We start from the raw sequence: 14,608 nt of genomic DNA on the forward strand, positions 1-14,608 counted from the left end.
GGCCCATGGCCGCCCTCGCGTATCGTTGATCAGGTGGCGGCCTTGGCCTGTGCCGCTTCGGCGCGGCGGGTGACCCACCACTGTTGCAGCAATCGACACAAGCCATTGACCACGTAATAGAGCACGAGGCCGGACGGGAAGAACAGGAAGATCACCGCGAACATCAGCGGCATGAACTTCATCATCTTCTGCTGGGTGGGATCCATGCCGGCAGCGGCGGGCATTATCCACTGCTGAACCAACATGACGACGGTGTAGAGCACCGGCAGCACGAAGTAAGGATCAGCCGCGGAAAGGTCGTGGATCCAACCGAAGAACGGCGCCTGGCGCAGCTCCACACTGTCGCGCAGCACGTAGTACAGGCCGTAGAAGATCGGGATGGTGATCAGCAACGGCAGGCAGCCGGCGGCAGGATTCACCTTTTCCTTCTTGTACAGCTCCATCATCGCCTGCTGCATCTTCTGGCGATCGTCACCGTAGCGTTCCTTCAACGCATCCATGCGCGGCTTGAGCTTGCGCATCTTGGCCGCGGACTCGAACTGCGCGTTGGTGAACTTGAAGGTGACCAGGTTGATCAGCAGCACCAGCAGGACGATCGAAACACCCCAGTTGCCGGTGAGCTTGTCGAGCTGGGCCAGCACCCAGTGCAGCGGCTCGGCAAAGATCTTGAGCATGCCGTAGTCGATGGTGAGTTCCAGACCCGGCGCGATGGTTTGCAGCTGGTCAGGCAGCTTGGGGCCCACATAGAGCTGAGCCGTGCTGCTTGCTTGCTGGCCGGGCGCCACACTGATCTGCGGTCCGACGCTGCGGATCACGTAGTGCGGGGTGCTGCCTGCTTCGTTGACGATGGCCGACGAGAACGTATCGGCTTCCTTCGCCGGCGGAATCCACGCGCCGAGGAAGTATTGCTGCATCATCGCCACCCAGCCGCCGGTGACCGGACTCTGCAGCGGCTCCTTCTCGAATTTGTCGAAAGGCAGCTTGCTGAATTTCTGCTCCGGGCTGTACCACGCGGCGCCGAAGAAGCCATAGCGCGATTGGTCGGAGATGCGTTGCAGGTAATTGCTGTAGACCGGTGCCGGACGATCCACGCGTTGCAGCTGGCGGTAGGCATTGCCGTCCCAGGTCTTGCCGCTGCCATTGTCGATCTGCTGATCAAGATCGATGACGTAGCTGCCGCGATGCAGGGTGTAGCGCTTGACCACCTTCAGGCCGGACGCGTCGGTCCAGGTGAGGTCGACATTCAGCGCGTCCTGACCATCTGCCAGCGTGTAGCTGGTCTGGGCGGTCTGGAACACGGTGCGGTGGTCCGGCGCGGCGCCATCGGCGCTGACCAGACCGCTCTGTGCGGCGAAGTAATCGGCGGCGCCATCATCCAGCAGGCGGATCGGGGCGGGATCCGGATTCTTCTTGGTACGCGGCTCAACCGGGTACTTCAGCAGCTCCGACCGTACGACGCTACCGCCACGCGTGTCGATGGTGAGGCGTAGTACGTCCGTGCTCACGGTAATCAGTTGCGCTGTCGCAGCGCCTTCTGCCGAGCCGCTCGCAATCGCCGGTGCAGCGCCCGGTACCGTGCTGCTGTCAGGCGTAGTGGCTGAGGCCGTGGGCTGCTGATTCACCGGATGCGGGCCGTAGTCCTGCTCCCAGGCTTGCCAAAGCAGGAAGCTCACCGCGAACAAGGCGAACATGAGGAAGGTGCGCGTTTGATTCATCGCGTAGCGATCCGATTTTAGGCGCCGCTTCAGCGGGCCACTGAAGAAAGAAAGAGAGGGGTCAGCACGCGATTGTGGCGGCGTCGCCAGCGCGCTTCAACGGCGGAAGCCTACGCCACAGGGCATCGAGCTCGGCCAGCAGCTCAGGGCCGGGCACACCGGCAGCCTGTTCGCGGGCCATCACCATCAGGTCCAACGCGGGGAGCTGACTGCGAACGCGGCGAAATGACTCACGCAGCAGCCGTTTGACCCGGTTGCGCTCCACGGCTCGCTTGGAGACGCGCTTGGATACCGCCAGGCCGAGCCGTGCGTAACCCAGTTCGTTGGACCGATAGCGCACAGAAAAACAGCGGCCGCCGAGGCGGCCGCTGGCTTGTCGCAAGACGGCGAAGTCACCGGCTCGGCGAATCCGCGCCTTGCGCGGCAGGCCGGCGGTATCCATATGCGTAATGCTTATGGGATCAGGCGCTTACGGCCCTTGGCGCGGCGTGCGCTAAGGATCTTGCGACCGTCGGCCGTGGCCATACGAGCACGAAAGCCGTGCGTGCGTGCGCGCTTGAGCTTGCTGGGCTGGAAGGTCCGCTTCATGGCTTCCTCCTAAATGTTGGGGTGAAAAAGATTTGAAATTATGCGGAATGGGGCAGGCTCATGTCAAATGGGGGCTTCAGAACAACTTGTGGATATCCATGTGGATAGTTGTCGTGTGGGTGCTGGTAGACTTCCCGGTCCACCCTGCGCGTGAGCGCCCCTGCTGTGGTTGAACGTATCCATGAGTGATCTGTGGCGGCGCTGTCTCGAGCGTCTGGAAGGTGAATTGAGCGCCGAGGACCTGCACACGTGGCTGATGCCGCTGCAGGCGCGCGATGACGCGGACGGCTTGCAGCTTTACGCGCCCAATCCCTACACGTTGGATGCCGTTCGCGACCGCTACCTGCCGCAGATCGAAGCTGTGCTGACGCTGTTGAGCGGTCAGCGCGTCGCCGTGCGCCTGGAAGTGGGTTCCAGTGCCAACGGCGCATCCCATAACCGTCCGGCTGCCCCTGCGACGGCGCGTCCGGCGGCCACGGTAGCAGAACCACCGCCGGTCAACTTTACCCACAACCTGGATCCGCACTACACCTTCGAAACTTTCGTTGAGGGTAAATCCAACCAGTTGGGCAAGGCCGCGGCCATGCAGGTGGCGCAGAATCCGGGCCGCGCCTACAACCCGTTGTTGCTGTACGGCGGCACCGGTCTGGGCAAAACGCACTTGATGCACGCCGCCGGCAACCTGATGCGCGAACACAATCCGCACTTCAAGGTGCTGTACCTACGCTCGGAGCAGTTCGTCGGTTCGATGATCGAAGCACTGCGCACCAAGAGCATGGACGAATTCAAACGTCGCTTCCGCTCGGTGGATGCGCTGCTGATTGACGACATCCAGTTTTTTGCCGGCAAGGACACCACGCAGGAAGAGTTTTTCCACACGTTCAACGCGTTGTTCGAGTCCAAGCAGCAAATCATCCTGACCTGCGACCGCTATCCCAAGGAAGTGGACAAGCTCGAGCCGCGTCTGAAGTCGCGCCTGGGCTGGGGGTTGTCGGTAGCCATTGAGCCGCCGGACTTCGAGACGCGCGCTGCGATTCTGCTTTCCAAAGCGCAGGACAAGGGCGTAGCAGTGAGTGAAGATGTAGCGATGTTGCTGGCCAAGCGCATCCGCTCCAATGTGCGTGATCTTGAAGGCGCACTCAATACGCTCGCGGCACGCGCCAATTTCTACGGCAAGCCGATCACCACCGATTTCGCAGAAGAGACGCTGCGCGATTTGCTGGCCACGCACGCACAGGCTGTCACTGTGCCCAATATCCAGAAGATCGTGGCCGAATATTTCGGCGTGCGTCTGCAGGATCTGCTGTCCAAGCGCCGCGTGCGCTCTCTGGCCCGTCCGCGCCAGGTCGCCATGGCGCTGTCCAAGGAACTGACCGAACACAGCCTGCCTGAAATTGGCGACGCCTTTGGCGGCCGTGACCACACCACGGTCCTGCACGCCTGTCGCACCATCAAGAAGCTGTGTGAAACCGACACCCGCATGCGGCAGGACTGGGAACAACTCATCCGCACGCTGGCGGGTTGAGGACGCGACATTGTATAAGCGCTTGAAAACCGGCAGGGTATCCTGTGGATAATATGAGGACGCTTTGAGGGGCCAAAGTTATCCACTGGTGATACACGGTCCAGGGGCTGTTCCAAGCACAGGGGCATTTTCCGCAAGCCTTTGATTAAGAACGATAATTTTGTGTTATCAAGTTATCCACGGCACCTGCTGCAACCACTACTCTTCTTTTAAAAACAGAACTGCAGGATAGGGAAAGCACAAACATGCAATTCAGCATCCAACGAGAAGCTCTGCTTAAACCCCTACAGCAGGTCGTCGGAGTGGTTGAGCGTCGACAAACTTTGCCGGTGCTTGCCAATCTGTTGGTGAAGGTCGGCGACGGCAAACTGTCCTTCACCGGCACCGATCTGGAAGTGGAAATGGTTGCTGCGACCGAAGCTGAAAAGCTGGTCGATGGTGAAATCACCATTCCTGCTCGCAAGCTCTTCGATATCGTGCGTGCGCTTCCTGATGGCGCAAAAATCGAGTTGAAGTTGAACGGTGATCGCGTCGCCTTGAATGCAGGTCGCAGCCGCTTCACGCTAGCCACCTTGCCTGCCACCGAATTTCCGACCATCGATGAAATAGAACTGGTCGAGCGAGTCAGCCTTCCTGAAGAAGTGCTGCGCGATCTGATGGATCGCACCGCGTTCGCCATGGCCAACCAGGATGTCCGTTATTACCTCAACGGCATGCTGCTGGATCTGCAAGAGCACGCCCTGCGATGTGTTGCTACGGACGGTCATCGTCTTGCATTGAAAGAAACGCAGCTCGAGAGCAAAGTTTCTGCGCGTCGGCAGATCATCATTCCGCGCAAAGGTGTCAACGAGCTGGTCGGCTTGCTCGAATCAGGCGAAGGATCTGTCGAACTGGAATTTGGACGCAATCATCTGCGCGTACGCCGCGGCCAGGTGGTTTTCACTTCCAAGCTGATCGATGGTCGGTTCCCGGATTACGAAGCAGTGATTCCGCTCGGTGCCGATAAACGTGCAACGCTGGACCGCGAAGTGCTGCGCGGTGCGTTGCAACGTGCGGCGATCCTTTCCAACGAAAAGTACCGCGGCGTGAAGTTGGAATTCTCACCCGGGAAGCTGAAGATCGTTGCGCACAATCCTGAGCAGGAAGAAGCCGTCGAGGAAGTCGAAGCCGATACCGGCGTTTCTGATCTGACGGTCGGCTTCAATGTGGGCTATCTGCTCGATGCGCTTGCCGCATTGCGTGGAGATAAGGCTCGTTTGAGCTTGCGCGACGCCCAATCCAGCTGTTTGGTGCAGGAAGACGACAACGAGCAGTCGCGTCACGTCATCATGCCGTTGAGGCTCTGACCTAGCGCATGCGACTGGTTTTGCATGTTTCCACTGTTCGACGCCGGGGCCTCAAGCTCCGGCGTCGTCATTTTAGGGCTGTGTGTCGATGAGGTTTGAGCGGCTTCAGCTTCGCGGTTTGCGTTGTATCACCGAGGCGAGTCTTGAACTCGCTTCCGGGTTCAATGTGCTTGTGGGGGCCAACGGGGCAGGGAAAACGTCGGTGCTTGAGGCCGCTTTTCTGCTTTCTCATGGACGTTCCTTTCGTAGCGGTGCCCGTGAAGCGCTGACTCAACGCAATGCTTCCGCCTTGAGTATTTTTTCAAGCTTGCGTCACGATGATCAGCGGGTCGCTCGGTTGGGATTAGGCCGGGAAGGCGTACGTTGGGAGGCGAGGGTAGACGGCGAGGATGTTCCGATCGGGCAGTTGGTCAGGGAATGCGCTGTTGTCTGCTTTGAACCCGGTTCGCACGCATTGATTGCCGGAGGTGCCGAGGAGCGACGGCGTTATCTGGATTGGGGCGTGTTCCACGTGGAACATGACTTTTTGTCGTCTTGGCGCCGCTATCAAAGGGCGCTCAAACAACGAAATAGTCTGCTGCGGAAGGGTGGCCCGCTCGACGACGCGTTGTTCGGCCCCTGGGAGCAGGAATTGGCGCGATCAGCGAGTGTGATCGATCAATGGCGTAGCACCTATCTCGATGCGCTGCTGCCCTACCTACGGGCACAGGCAGCGTTGTTTTTGCCTGAGTTGGGCAATCTGGACCTGCGTTATCGCTCGGGCTGGCCGGATGGCGAAGCGTTGGCCGAGATTTTGGCGGCTCAGCGCTCACGGGACCTGGGACGTGGTCACACCACCTCAGGGGCCCATCGTGCCGACTGGTCGCTATCCTTCGAGCATGCTCCGCAACGCGAACACCTTTCCCGAGGTCAGGAAAAGCTGGTCGCGCTGGCTTGCCTGCTTGCCCAGGCCCATTTGGACGCGGAAAGACGGGGAGAATGGCCCATCATCTGTCTGGATGATCTGGCTTCCGAGCTGGATCTCAGTCATCAGGCCGCTGTGGTCGCCAGTCTCACTGAAGTTCCAGCGCAGGTTTTGCTTACGGGGACAGAGATCCCCAGGCCGCTTGAGGGGACTCCAAAGCAGGTGTTCCACGTGGAACAAGGCATGTTGGCGCCCCTGCTATAATTGGAAGGTTGCATCCAGCCCGGCCCCTGTGGCGCCGTACCGGGCGGATAAGTGGCGTCAGGACACGGTTACTGCATGAACGCATCTTACGATTCGAACAGCATCAAGGTACTCAAAGGCCTGGAAGCGGTGCGCAAGCGCCCGGGCATGTACATCGGCGATACCGATGACGGCACTGGCCTTCACCACATGGTGTTCGAGGTCGTGGATAACTCCATCGACGAAGCCCTGGCCGGCTACTGCGATCACGTTATCGTGACCATCCACGACAATGGCTCTGTCAGCGTGGTCGACAATGGCCGCGGCATCCCGGTCGATACGCACCCGGAAGAGGGGCGTTCTACCGCCGAAGTGGTCATGACCGTGCTCCATGCCGGTGGCAAGTTCGATGCGAACTCCTACAAGGTTTCCGGTGGTTTGCACGGCGTGGGTGTGTCGGTGGTCAACGCGTTGAGTGAGCATCTGTGGCTCACCATTCACCGCGATGGGCACGAATATCAGCAGGAATACTCGCTGGGTGAGCCGCTTTACCCGGTGAAGATGATCGGGCCGTCGGAGCGACGCGGCACTACGGTGCGTTTCCTGCCCAGCCCGCAAACCTTCACCCACATCGAATTTCACTACGACATCCTGGCCAAACGCCTGCGCGAACTGGCCTTCCTCAACTCGGGGGTCACCATCGATCTGCGCGATGAGCGCGGGGAAGGGCGTCATGACACGTTTGCCTACGAAGGCGGTATTCGCTCCTTCGTACAGCACCTTGCGCAGCTGAAAACCGCGCTGCACCCGAACGTGATCAGCCTCGCCTCGGTGCAGGACGGCATTACCGTCGAATTGGCGATGCAGTGGACCGACTCCTACCAGGAGACGATGTTCTGCTTCACCAACAACATTCCTCAGCGCGACGGCGGCACCCACCTTACGGGCTTCCGCGCCGCATTGACGCGCGCGATCCAGGCCTATATCGAGAAGGAAGGCCTGGCTAAGACCGCCAAGGTCACGCTTTCCGGCGACGACATGCGCGAAGGCATGATTGCTGTGCTGTCGGTGAAGGTGCCGGATCCGAAGTTCTCCTCCCAGACCAAGGACAAGCTGGTTTCGTCCGAGGTGAAGACGGTGGTGGAGCAGGTGGTTTACGAGAAGCTCGGCGAATTCCTGCTGGAGCATCCGAATGAGGCCAGGGCCATCGCCAGCAAGGTGGTGGATGCTGCTCGCGCCCGCGAAGCGGCGCGCAAAGCCCGCGAAATGACTCGCCGCAAGGGTGCGCTCGATATCGCTGGCCTGCCGGGCAAGTTGGCCGATTGCCAGGAAAAAGATCCGTCGCTGTGCGAACTGTTCCTGGTCGAGGGTGACTCCGCAGGCGGTTCGGCCAAGCAGGGCCGCAACCGTAAGACGCAGGCAGTGCTGCCCCTGAAGGGCAAGATCCTCAACGTCGAGAAAGCCCGCTTCGACAAGATGCTTTCCTCGGCCGAAGTCGGCACCCTGATTACCGCGCTCGGCACGGGCATCGGCAAAGAGGATTACAACCCCGAAAAGCTGCGCTATCACCGCATCATCATCATGACCGACGCGGACGTAGACGGCTCGCATATCCGCACGCTGCTGTTGACGTTTTTCTACCGCCAAATGCCGGAACTGATCGAGCGCGGCCACGTCTACATCGGCTTGCCGCCGCTGTACAAACTCAAGCAGGGCAAGCAGGAGCTGTATCTGAAGGACGACACAGCGCTCAACGCCTATCTGATTTCCAGTGCTGTCGACAACGCAGAGCTGATCTACAGCCCTGCTGCGCCGCCAATCAGCGGCGAAGCGCTGGAAAAACTGCTGCGTGATTACCAGGTTGCCTTGGATCAGATCGAACGCCTCGGCCATCGCTTCGATGCCAACGTGCTCACTGCGATGCTGGAGCACGCGCCGCTGGATTCGCATCACTGGACCGATCCTGCTGCTATGCAAATCTGGCTGGACGGCGTAGCGAAGAACCTCGCTTCCAGTGGTCTGGGCAAACCGCGCTATCGGCTTTCGCTGCGCCCGGCAGATGGCGAGCATCCCGCGGCGGTCGAAGTTGTGCGTGATCAGCACGGCCTCAGCCACACCTGGTTGCTGCCGCAGCCGTTCTTCAATGGTTCGGAATTCCGCCCAATTCACGTGATCAGCCAACAGCTGGCGGGATTGATCCAGCCCGACGCGATCGCGCGACGTGGCAATGCTTCGCGCGGCGTGCTTCGCTTTGCGGATGCGCGTAGCTGGTTGCTGGATGAAGCGAAGAAGGGTCGTACCATCCAACGCTTCAAGGGCCTGGGTGAAATGAATCCGGAGCAGCTGTGGGAAACCACGGTGAATCCCGAAACGCGCCGCATGTTGCAGGTAGGCGTCGAAGACGCCATCGCAGCAGACCAGATGTTCTCGATGCTGATGGGCGAAGCGGTGGAACCGCGCCGCGACTTCATCGAGGCCAACGCGTTGAAAGTCGCCAATCTCGACATCTGATGCAGATCAAAGGCGCGGCCACCATGCCGCGCTTTTTTTTAGAGCTTGCACTAACGCATTAGCTAGCGATAACGCGATGCGCAAAAGGAGAATGTGTTCATCGCCACCAACAAAAAACCATATTCACGAATGTCAAGCGCAAAAAATGCGGGCGCGTATGGCGAAGATGTCATAAGTTATTGATTCGTAAATGGCTTTGATGTCGCACTGCGACTTGTTATCGATGGTCGGCTCGGGTTAATCTCAGTGATCCCCCGCACAGTTCGTGCGTGAAATACCGACTCCTTTCATTTTGAGGAACGCCATGAAACACGCTTCCCTGAAGATGCTGGCCGGCGCAGCGTTTGCGTTGATGTTGGCAAGCACTCCGGCGCTAGCGAGCGACAACTCGTCGTCGAGCGACCAGCAGAAAGCGGCTCCGCTGTATCCCAACGCGACCCGCAAAGAACCGAAGCTGGACCTCACCGACGCCAAGGAGCAGAAGGCGCTCAACGAAGGCATCGATGCCGTTCAAAACAACGACAAGGACAAGGCTACGCAGATCCTGCAGCCGCTCGTCGACAGCAGCAAAAGCAAATATGTGCAGGCCATGGCGCTGCAAGCGCTAGCCCGCATCGACGCCACCAGCAACAACCTGCCGGCCGGCATCGACAAATTGAACAAGGCGCTCGCCAACGGCGTGTTGCCCAACGACGCGTACTTCCAGATCGAATACGAACTGGCCACGTTCTACCTGCTCAACCAGCAATACCAGCCGGCCATCGATACCGTCGAAAAATGGCGCGCAGAAGGCAAAAAGGAAACGCCCGAATCCTATGCGCTGGAAGGCGAAGCCTATTACCGCATGCAGAAATACCCCGAATCGATCACTGCGATCCAGAAAGCGCAGTCGATGGCTGGGGACAAAGCCGATCCGCGCTGGAATCAGCTGTTGATGCTCGCTTACAGCGATTCCGGTCAGAAGGACAAGGCAGCAGCACTTGCCAAGCAGGCAGTTGCTACGTCGCCGACCGATCCCACCAGTTTTCACAATGCGTTGAGCCTGGACATCCAGTCGCAGAACTACGTCGACGCGTTGAAGCTGATGGAACAAACCAAGGCCGAAGGCAAAGTACCGTTCACCGAGAACGACTACGTCACGATGGCCAAGCTCTACATGAATGATGCACAGAGCGACAGCAACCAGGATCCTTCCGCTGATACGTCCAAGGCCGTGCAGGCGCTGCAGGACGGCATGAGCAAGGGCATCGTGAAGCCGACCGCCGACAACTACACGCTGATCGGCGACGCCAACATGATCGGGCAGAACTACACCGAAGCCGCTGCGGCCTATCAGAAGGCCATTCCGTCGGCGAGCGATGGCGAGTCTGCTTACAAGGCGGGCGTTGCCTACGTGATGGCAAGCGAGTTCAGCCAAGCCAAGCCGGTGCTGCAGCAAGCCATCAGCAAAGGTGTGAAGCACAAGGGCAAGGCTTATATGGCACTGGCCCAGGCAAACATTGGGCTCAAGGACAAGGCAGCTGCGGCCGATGCAGTCATGGAAGCGGAAAAGGACCCGGAGACGGCCGCTCAAGCCAAGAAGTGGCTCAAGGACGCCAACATTGGCAATTAATCTCTAAGCTCTGGCGTTTGTTTTCCGTTGGCCAGATGGACGTCCATTCGATTGCCATCTCCCGCCTACACGAAAGCTATACAAACGCCATGTGCTGTTGTACCGTTGGACTTTTCCCGCATTGTCCAGTGGCAAATGTCACCCTCTTGGGAACGGCTTTGCCGATAGACGCTGCGACCACGTCATTCCGATTGACTAGCTCCTGATTGAAAGCGACAGATGGCCTCAAGTAACGAAGATACCGGCGTCAAGCCGTTCAGTTGGGGGCGCACATGGGCGCTGGCGGTAGCCATCGCGCTGCATGCGTTTGCTTTCCTGATACTGATCGCGCCGATGGCCCCCCCGAAATCGGCAGAAGTTCAGAAAGAAAAGATCGTGCAGGTGAACTTCATCGAGCCGCCGCCCCCGCCGCCTCCGCCGCCGCCCCCGCCGCCGGAGCCGCCGAAGCAGCCGCCGCCGAAGATCATCAAGCAGGTGGTTCCGCCGCCGACTCCGCCTCCGCCGGCACCGCCGCCGGCTGTGGAAGAAGCGTCGACCAATCCGCAACCGTCGCCACCGCCAGCGCCACCGGCACCGCCGGCGCCGCCTGCGGATATCCAGGCCGGTCAGGACATCACGTACAACAGCCGACTCCAGCCGAAGTATCCGCCGCAGGCTATTCGCCAACGGCATGAAGGCACGGTGACGTTGTTGATCCTGGTGGCTGAAGATGGAACGCCTAAGGACATCAAGGTCGACCAGTCCAGCGGCTTCCGCGAGCTCGACCGTGCGGCGATTGAAGCGGCCCAGAAATGGCGTTTCAATCCAGAAATCAAAAACGGTAAAAAGGTTGAGGGATACGTGCGCGTACCCGTCAATTTCAATCTCAATCAGCTGTAATACCTATTACAGTTACAGTTCACGCCTGACTTCCAAGGGTAGCGTTTATGTTCCAACAGACTCCTGCTTCCGATGCCGCCGCTCCGGCTCTGGGTGGCAACGCCAACGCCCAAGCTATGCAACAGATGGGCTTCGGTGACCTCATTCACCACTTCGACTTCCTGGGCTGGACGGTGTTCGTCGTCCTGGTCGTGATGTCGTTCTCCTCCTGGTACTTCATCATTGCCAACGCCATCCGCAACTCGATGGTTCGTAGTCGCGCAGAGACCGTGATCAACGGCTTCTGGTCGAACAACTCCACGCAAGATGCCATCCGCGAGCTGGAAGCCCAGCCCAAGGGCGAACCCTTCTCGAAGATCGCTCTGGATGCCGCTTCTGCAGTGGCTCACCACCAGCAGGCTTCGGCCAGCGGTGGCAAGCTTGCCGAGTCGCTGAGCCGCTCGGAATTCGTCGACCGCGCCCTGCGCCAGGCTGTTGCTCGCGAGAGCCTGCGTATGGAAGGCGGCATGACCTTGCTCGCCACGGTCGGTTCGTCCGCTCCGTTCGTCGGTCTGCTCGGTACGGTTTGGGGCATCTACGGCGCCCTGATCCGCATCGCCGCTACCGGCAATGCTTCGATGGAAGCTGTGGCAGGTCCGGTGGGTGAAGCTCTGATCATGACCGCTTTCGGTCTGTTCACCGCTATCCCGGCCGTGCTCGCCTTCAACTTCTTCACCCGCTCGAACCGCCTGACCTACGCCCGTTTCGACGAATTCGCGCATGACCTGCACGATTTCTTCGCCACCGGCGCACGCGTCGAAGGCGTCTCTTCGACTCAGAAGTGAGGATTGACCCATGGCGATGAGTACCGGAGGAAACGATTCCGGCTCGCCGATGTCGGAAATCAACGTCACGCCGCTGGTTGACGTGATGCTGGTGCTGCTGATCATCTTCATGATCACAGCACCGCTGATGTCGCACCGGATCACGGTAGATCTGCCGAAGGCGAATCCTAAGACCCAGGATGAAGCCCCGAAGACCGAACCGATCGATTTGGCCGTCAAGGCTGATGGCAGCATGTATTTCAACGACAGCCAGGTCGCGATTTCCGACGTTGAGTTGAAGCAGAAGTTCGCGGTGGCTGCGCAGATGTCGCCGCAGCCTGAAGTGCAGATTCGTGCAGCCAAGGACACCGAGTTCAAGGTCGTCCGCAAGATCCTCGGCGAAGCCAAGGATTCGGGCATGGTGCACGTCGGCTTCATGACGACCGGTAAGGAGTGACGGGCCATGGCATTTAGTAGTGGAAGTGGCAAAGGCCCGATGTCGGAAATCAACGTCACGCCGCTGGTTGACGTGATGTTGGTGCTGCTGATCATCTTCATGATCACGGCACCGATCATGACCCATAAGATCAAGATCGACTTGCCGCAGCCGAATCCGAACGTGATCCCGCCGAGCAATCCGCCCGAGCCGATTCACTTGAAGATCGATCCGTCAGGTGCGTTCTATTGGAACGATACTCCGGTGGACGAGTCGCAGTTGAAGACGCAGATTGCGGTTATCGCAACCAAGAGTGAAGCGGACCAGCCGGAAGTGCAGATCGATGCTGCAGATACGGTGCCTTACCAGGTCGTAGCTCGCGTGCTTGCTGACGCGAAGGGCTATGGTCTGAACAAGATCGGCTTCACCGACAGTAGTGGGCAGTAAGTAGTCATCACAGCGGTTGAATCGGAGCAGTTCAATCGTTGTCAGGCGTTACCCGCAAAAACCCCCGCGAAAGCGGGGGTTTTTGTTTGCGGGAACAGCCGTATGGACGGCCAAATGTTTAACGCAAGATCTGCAGATAATGGCGCACGGTATTGGCCATGCCTTCGTACAAGGCTTCGCCGATCAATGCGTGGCCGATCGAGACTTCCGCAAGACCGGGAATGGCCACGCGCAAGGTACCAAGATTGGCTTGGCTCAGATCGTGTCCGGCGTTCACCGCCAAACCGGCCTGTTGCGCGCGCCTCGCGGTCTCCACGCAAAGAGCCAGCTGCTCGCCAGCATTGCCATCCTCAAAGGCTTCGGCATAGGGGCCCGTGTAGATCTCGATACGCTGGGCGCCCATGGCAACGGCGTGCTCGAAACCTTGGGCACCTGGATCCACAAACAAGCTGACGCGACAACCCAATTCCCGTAATTCAGCAACCAGCGGACGCAGCTTTTCTGTATCGTTGGCCAGATCGAACCCATGATCGGATGTGATCTGTCCGTCACTGTCAGGCACTAACGTCACCTGCGTCGGACGGACTTCACGAGCCAAAGCAATCAGGCCCGGATAGTCCCCTCGCGGTGCCGCGAATGGATTGCCTTCGATGTTGTATTCGACACGCCCACGCAGCAACGCCGCCAGGGTGCGAACGTCGTCGGGACGAATGTGGCGCTGGTCCGGCCGTGGATGCACCGTGATACCACCACAGCCCGCTTCAATACAGGTCGCCGCAGCTCGCGAGATATCGGGTTCGTTGCCGCCGCGCGAATTGCGCAAGACCGCGATCTTGTTGAGGTTGACGCTAAGCAGAGTCATGGATCGAAAAGCATATGTCGGGCCGAACACAGTGCGCCCTTCAGCTGTCGTCGGCAAGTGTCCAGATGTCGATCGCCCGAGGCGGACCCCGCCAGGCCAGGCTCGCACGGTAATCGCCACCGACAGCCAGCGCATGCAGTTGCCACGACGAGGCATCCTCGCCATCGAGCCAACGCAGTGCTGCACCTTCGTGCTTCAGCGCCACATGGAGGCGATCCAGACCGAACGCCAAGCCTCGGCCCAGCGCCTTGAGCACCGCCTCCTTGCTGGTCCAAAGCCGTAGGAAGTCCTCTTCACGCTGGTCGTGATCCAGAACGTTCAGCGCCGCTGCTTCTGCCGGATGGAAAAAACGCTCCGCCAGTTCCATCACCTTGGGGCGTGGCCGCGTGCGCTCGATGTCGATGCCGGGAATCACGTCGCGTGCCACGGCAATGATGGCCTTATCTCCGCTATGAGACCAGTTGAATTGCAGTGCGTCGCGCCAGGGCTGAATCAATTCGGGGCGCCCGTACTCGCCCTCCCTCAGCACAACGTCTGCAGCCGGTACGCCGAGATAGACGCCGAGCAAGGCGCACAGTGGCTCGCGTCGCAGCGACCTCTGATAGTCGAGTAACCAGACATGGATAGCACGGTTATCGAGGCCGGAAGCAATGCCGGCGACATCCTGACCGAGTGTGGTGCGCATGCCTCATGCTGCCGGATCGCCGCCGCATGATACAAGCGGCGATCCGGACAGA

The 14,608-nt window shown here is 59.5% G+C and carries 14 protein-coding genes; 9 read left to right on the forward strand and 5 right to left on the reverse strand.

All coding sequences use genetic code 11. The annotated features are described in order from the left end of the window. Window positions 1–29: 29 nt before the first annotated feature. The 3 genes from yidC to rpmH all read right to left on the reverse strand — a co-directional run bounded on the left by yidC (window position 30) and on the right by rpmH (window position 2,303). Entirely contained in the window at window positions 30–1,715 is a 1,686-nt protein-coding gene (gene yidC / locus ISN74_RS20550; RefSeq protein ID WP_188795938.1) for a membrane protein insertase YidC, read from the reverse strand. A 61-nt stretch (window positions 1,716–1,776) separates the two neighbouring features. Then, complete coding sequence (gene rnpA / locus ISN74_RS20555) at window positions 1,777–2,157, reverse strand: ribonuclease P protein component (protein WP_188795939.1); 381 nt, start codon at window positions 2,155–2,157, stop codon at window positions 1,777–1,779. An 11-nt stretch (window positions 2,158–2,168) separates the two neighbouring features. Next, entirely contained in the window at window positions 2,169–2,303 is a 135-nt protein-coding gene (rpmH, locus tag ISN74_RS20560; RefSeq protein ID WP_049621303.1) for a 50S ribosomal protein L34, read from the reverse strand. 181 nt (window positions 2,304–2,484) lie between these two features. On the opposite strand from rpmH, the gene dnaA reads away from it, so the two are divergent. From dnaA to ISN74_RS20605, 9 genes are all read left to right on the forward strand, one after another. Continuing rightward, a complete protein-coding gene (gene dnaA, locus ISN74_RS20565; protein ID WP_188795940.1) occupies window positions 2,485–3,828 on the forward strand; it encodes a chromosomal replication initiator protein DnaA in 1,344 nt (447 codons plus the stop codon). 245 nt (window positions 3,829–4,073) lie between these two features. Next, window positions 4,074–5,174 (forward strand): DNA polymerase III subunit beta, encoded by a 1,101-nt coding sequence (dnaN, locus tag ISN74_RS20570; protein WP_188795941.1) that lies wholly within the window; start codon window positions 4,074–4,076, stop codon window positions 5,172–5,174. Window positions 5,175–5,262: 88 nt separating this feature from the next. After that, window positions 5,263–6,342, forward strand: a complete 1,080-nt coding sequence (gene recF / locus ISN74_RS20575) for a DNA replication/repair protein RecF (protein ID WP_188795942.1) — start codon at window positions 5,263–5,265, stop codon at window positions 6,340–6,342. 75 nt (window positions 6,343–6,417) lie between these two features. Beyond that, window positions 6,418–8,832 (forward strand): DNA topoisomerase (ATP-hydrolyzing) subunit B, encoded by a 2,415-nt coding sequence (gene gyrB / locus ISN74_RS20580; protein WP_188795943.1) that lies wholly within the window; start codon window positions 6,418–6,420, stop codon window positions 8,830–8,832. A 304-nt stretch (window positions 8,833–9,136) separates the two neighbouring features. Continuing rightward, window positions 9,137–10,444: a tetratricopeptide repeat protein gene (locus ISN74_RS20585; RefSeq protein WP_188795944.1), complete on the forward strand. Its 1,308-nt coding sequence runs from the start codon at window positions 9,137–9,139 to the stop codon at window positions 10,442–10,444. A gap of 219 nt (window positions 10,445–10,663) precedes the next feature. Continuing rightward, complete coding sequence (locus ISN74_RS20590) at window positions 10,664–11,323, forward strand: energy transducer TonB (protein ID WP_188795948.1); 660 nt, start codon at window positions 10,664–10,666, stop codon at window positions 11,321–11,323. Between the two features lie 47 nt (window positions 11,324–11,370). Continuing rightward, on the forward strand, window positions 11,371–12,147 hold the full coding sequence (locus ISN74_RS20595; RefSeq protein ID WP_188795950.1) for a MotA/TolQ/ExbB proton channel family protein: 777 nt from the start codon (window positions 11,371–11,373) through the stop codon (window positions 12,145–12,147). A gap of 10 nt (window positions 12,148–12,157) precedes the next feature. Further along, complete coding sequence (locus ISN74_RS20600) at window positions 12,158–12,583, forward strand: ExbD/TolR family protein (protein ID WP_188795952.1); 426 nt, start codon at window positions 12,158–12,160, stop codon at window positions 12,581–12,583. A gap of 6 nt (window positions 12,584–12,589) precedes the next feature. After that, window positions 12,590–13,009, forward strand: a complete 420-nt coding sequence (locus ISN74_RS20605; protein WP_188795954.1) for an ExbD/TolR family protein — start codon at window positions 12,590–12,592, stop codon at window positions 13,007–13,009. Window positions 13,010–13,127: 118 nt separating this feature from the next. Here the strand turns inward: ISN74_RS20605 and ISN74_RS20610 are convergent, their stop codons facing one another. Both ISN74_RS20610 and ISN74_RS20615 read right to left on the reverse strand, forming a co-directional pair. After that, on the reverse strand, window positions 13,128–13,871 hold the full coding sequence (locus ISN74_RS20610) for a pyridoxine 5'-phosphate synthase (RefSeq protein ID WP_188795956.1): 744 nt from the start codon (window positions 13,869–13,871) through the stop codon (window positions 13,128–13,130). A 40-nt stretch (window positions 13,872–13,911) separates the two neighbouring features. Beyond that, window positions 13,912–14,556 (reverse strand): 4'-phosphopantetheinyl transferase family protein, encoded by a 645-nt coding sequence (locus ISN74_RS20615; protein WP_188795965.1) that lies wholly within the window; start codon window positions 14,554–14,556, stop codon window positions 13,912–13,914. Between the last annotated feature and the right edge of the window lie 52 nt (window positions 14,557–14,608).

Source organism: Dyella caseinilytica (assembly GCF_016865235.1).
GTDB classification, from domain to species: domain Bacteria; phylum Pseudomonadota; class Gammaproteobacteria; order Xanthomonadales; family Rhodanobacteraceae; genus Dyella_B; species Dyella_B caseinilytica.

Coding starts and splice junctions, on each gene's coding strand:
- yidC (WP_188795938.1), bottom strand. CDS start 1,715: ATGAATCAAACGCGCACCTTCCTCATGTTCGCCTTGTTCGCGGTGAGC.
- ISN74_RS20605 (WP_188795954.1), top strand. CDS start 12,590: ATGGCATTTAGTAGTGGAAGTGGCAAAGGCCCGATGTCGGAAATCAAC.
- gyrB (WP_188795943.1), top strand. CDS start 6,418: ATGAACGCATCTTACGATTCGAACAGCATCAAGGTACTCAAAGGCCTG.
- ISN74_RS20610 (WP_188795956.1), bottom strand. CDS start 13,871: ATGACTCTGCTTAGCGTCAACCTCAACAAGATCGCGGTCTTGCGCAAT.
- ISN74_RS20615 (WP_188795965.1), bottom strand. CDS start 14,556: ATGCGCACCACACTCGGTCAGGATGTCGCCGGCATTGCTTCCGGCCTC.
- dnaA (WP_188795940.1), top strand. CDS start 2,485: ATGAGTGATCTGTGGCGGCGCTGTCTCGAGCGTCTGGAAGGTGAATTG.
- ISN74_RS20600 (WP_188795952.1), top strand. CDS start 12,158: ATGGCGATGAGTACCGGAGGAAACGATTCCGGCTCGCCGATGTCGGAA.
- ISN74_RS20590 (WP_188795948.1), top strand. CDS start 10,664: ATGGCCTCAAGTAACGAAGATACCGGCGTCAAGCCGTTCAGTTGGGGG.
- rnpA (WP_188795939.1), bottom strand. CDS start 2,157: ATGGATACCGCCGGCCTGCCGCGCAAGGCGCGGATTCGCCGAGCCGGT.
- recF (WP_188795942.1), top strand. CDS start 5,263: ATGAGGTTTGAGCGGCTTCAGCTTCGCGGTTTGCGTTGTATCACCGAG.
- dnaN (WP_188795941.1), top strand. CDS start 4,074: ATGCAATTCAGCATCCAACGAGAAGCTCTGCTTAAACCCCTACAGCAG.
- ISN74_RS20595 (WP_188795950.1), top strand. CDS start 11,371: ATGTTCCAACAGACTCCTGCTTCCGATGCCGCCGCTCCGGCTCTGGGT.
- rpmH (WP_049621303.1), bottom strand. CDS start 2,303: ATGAAGCGGACCTTCCAGCCCAGCAAGCTCAAGCGCGCACGCACGCAC.
- ISN74_RS20585 (WP_188795944.1), top strand. CDS start 9,137: ATGAAACACGCTTCCCTGAAGATGCTGGCCGGCGCAGCGTTTGCGTTG.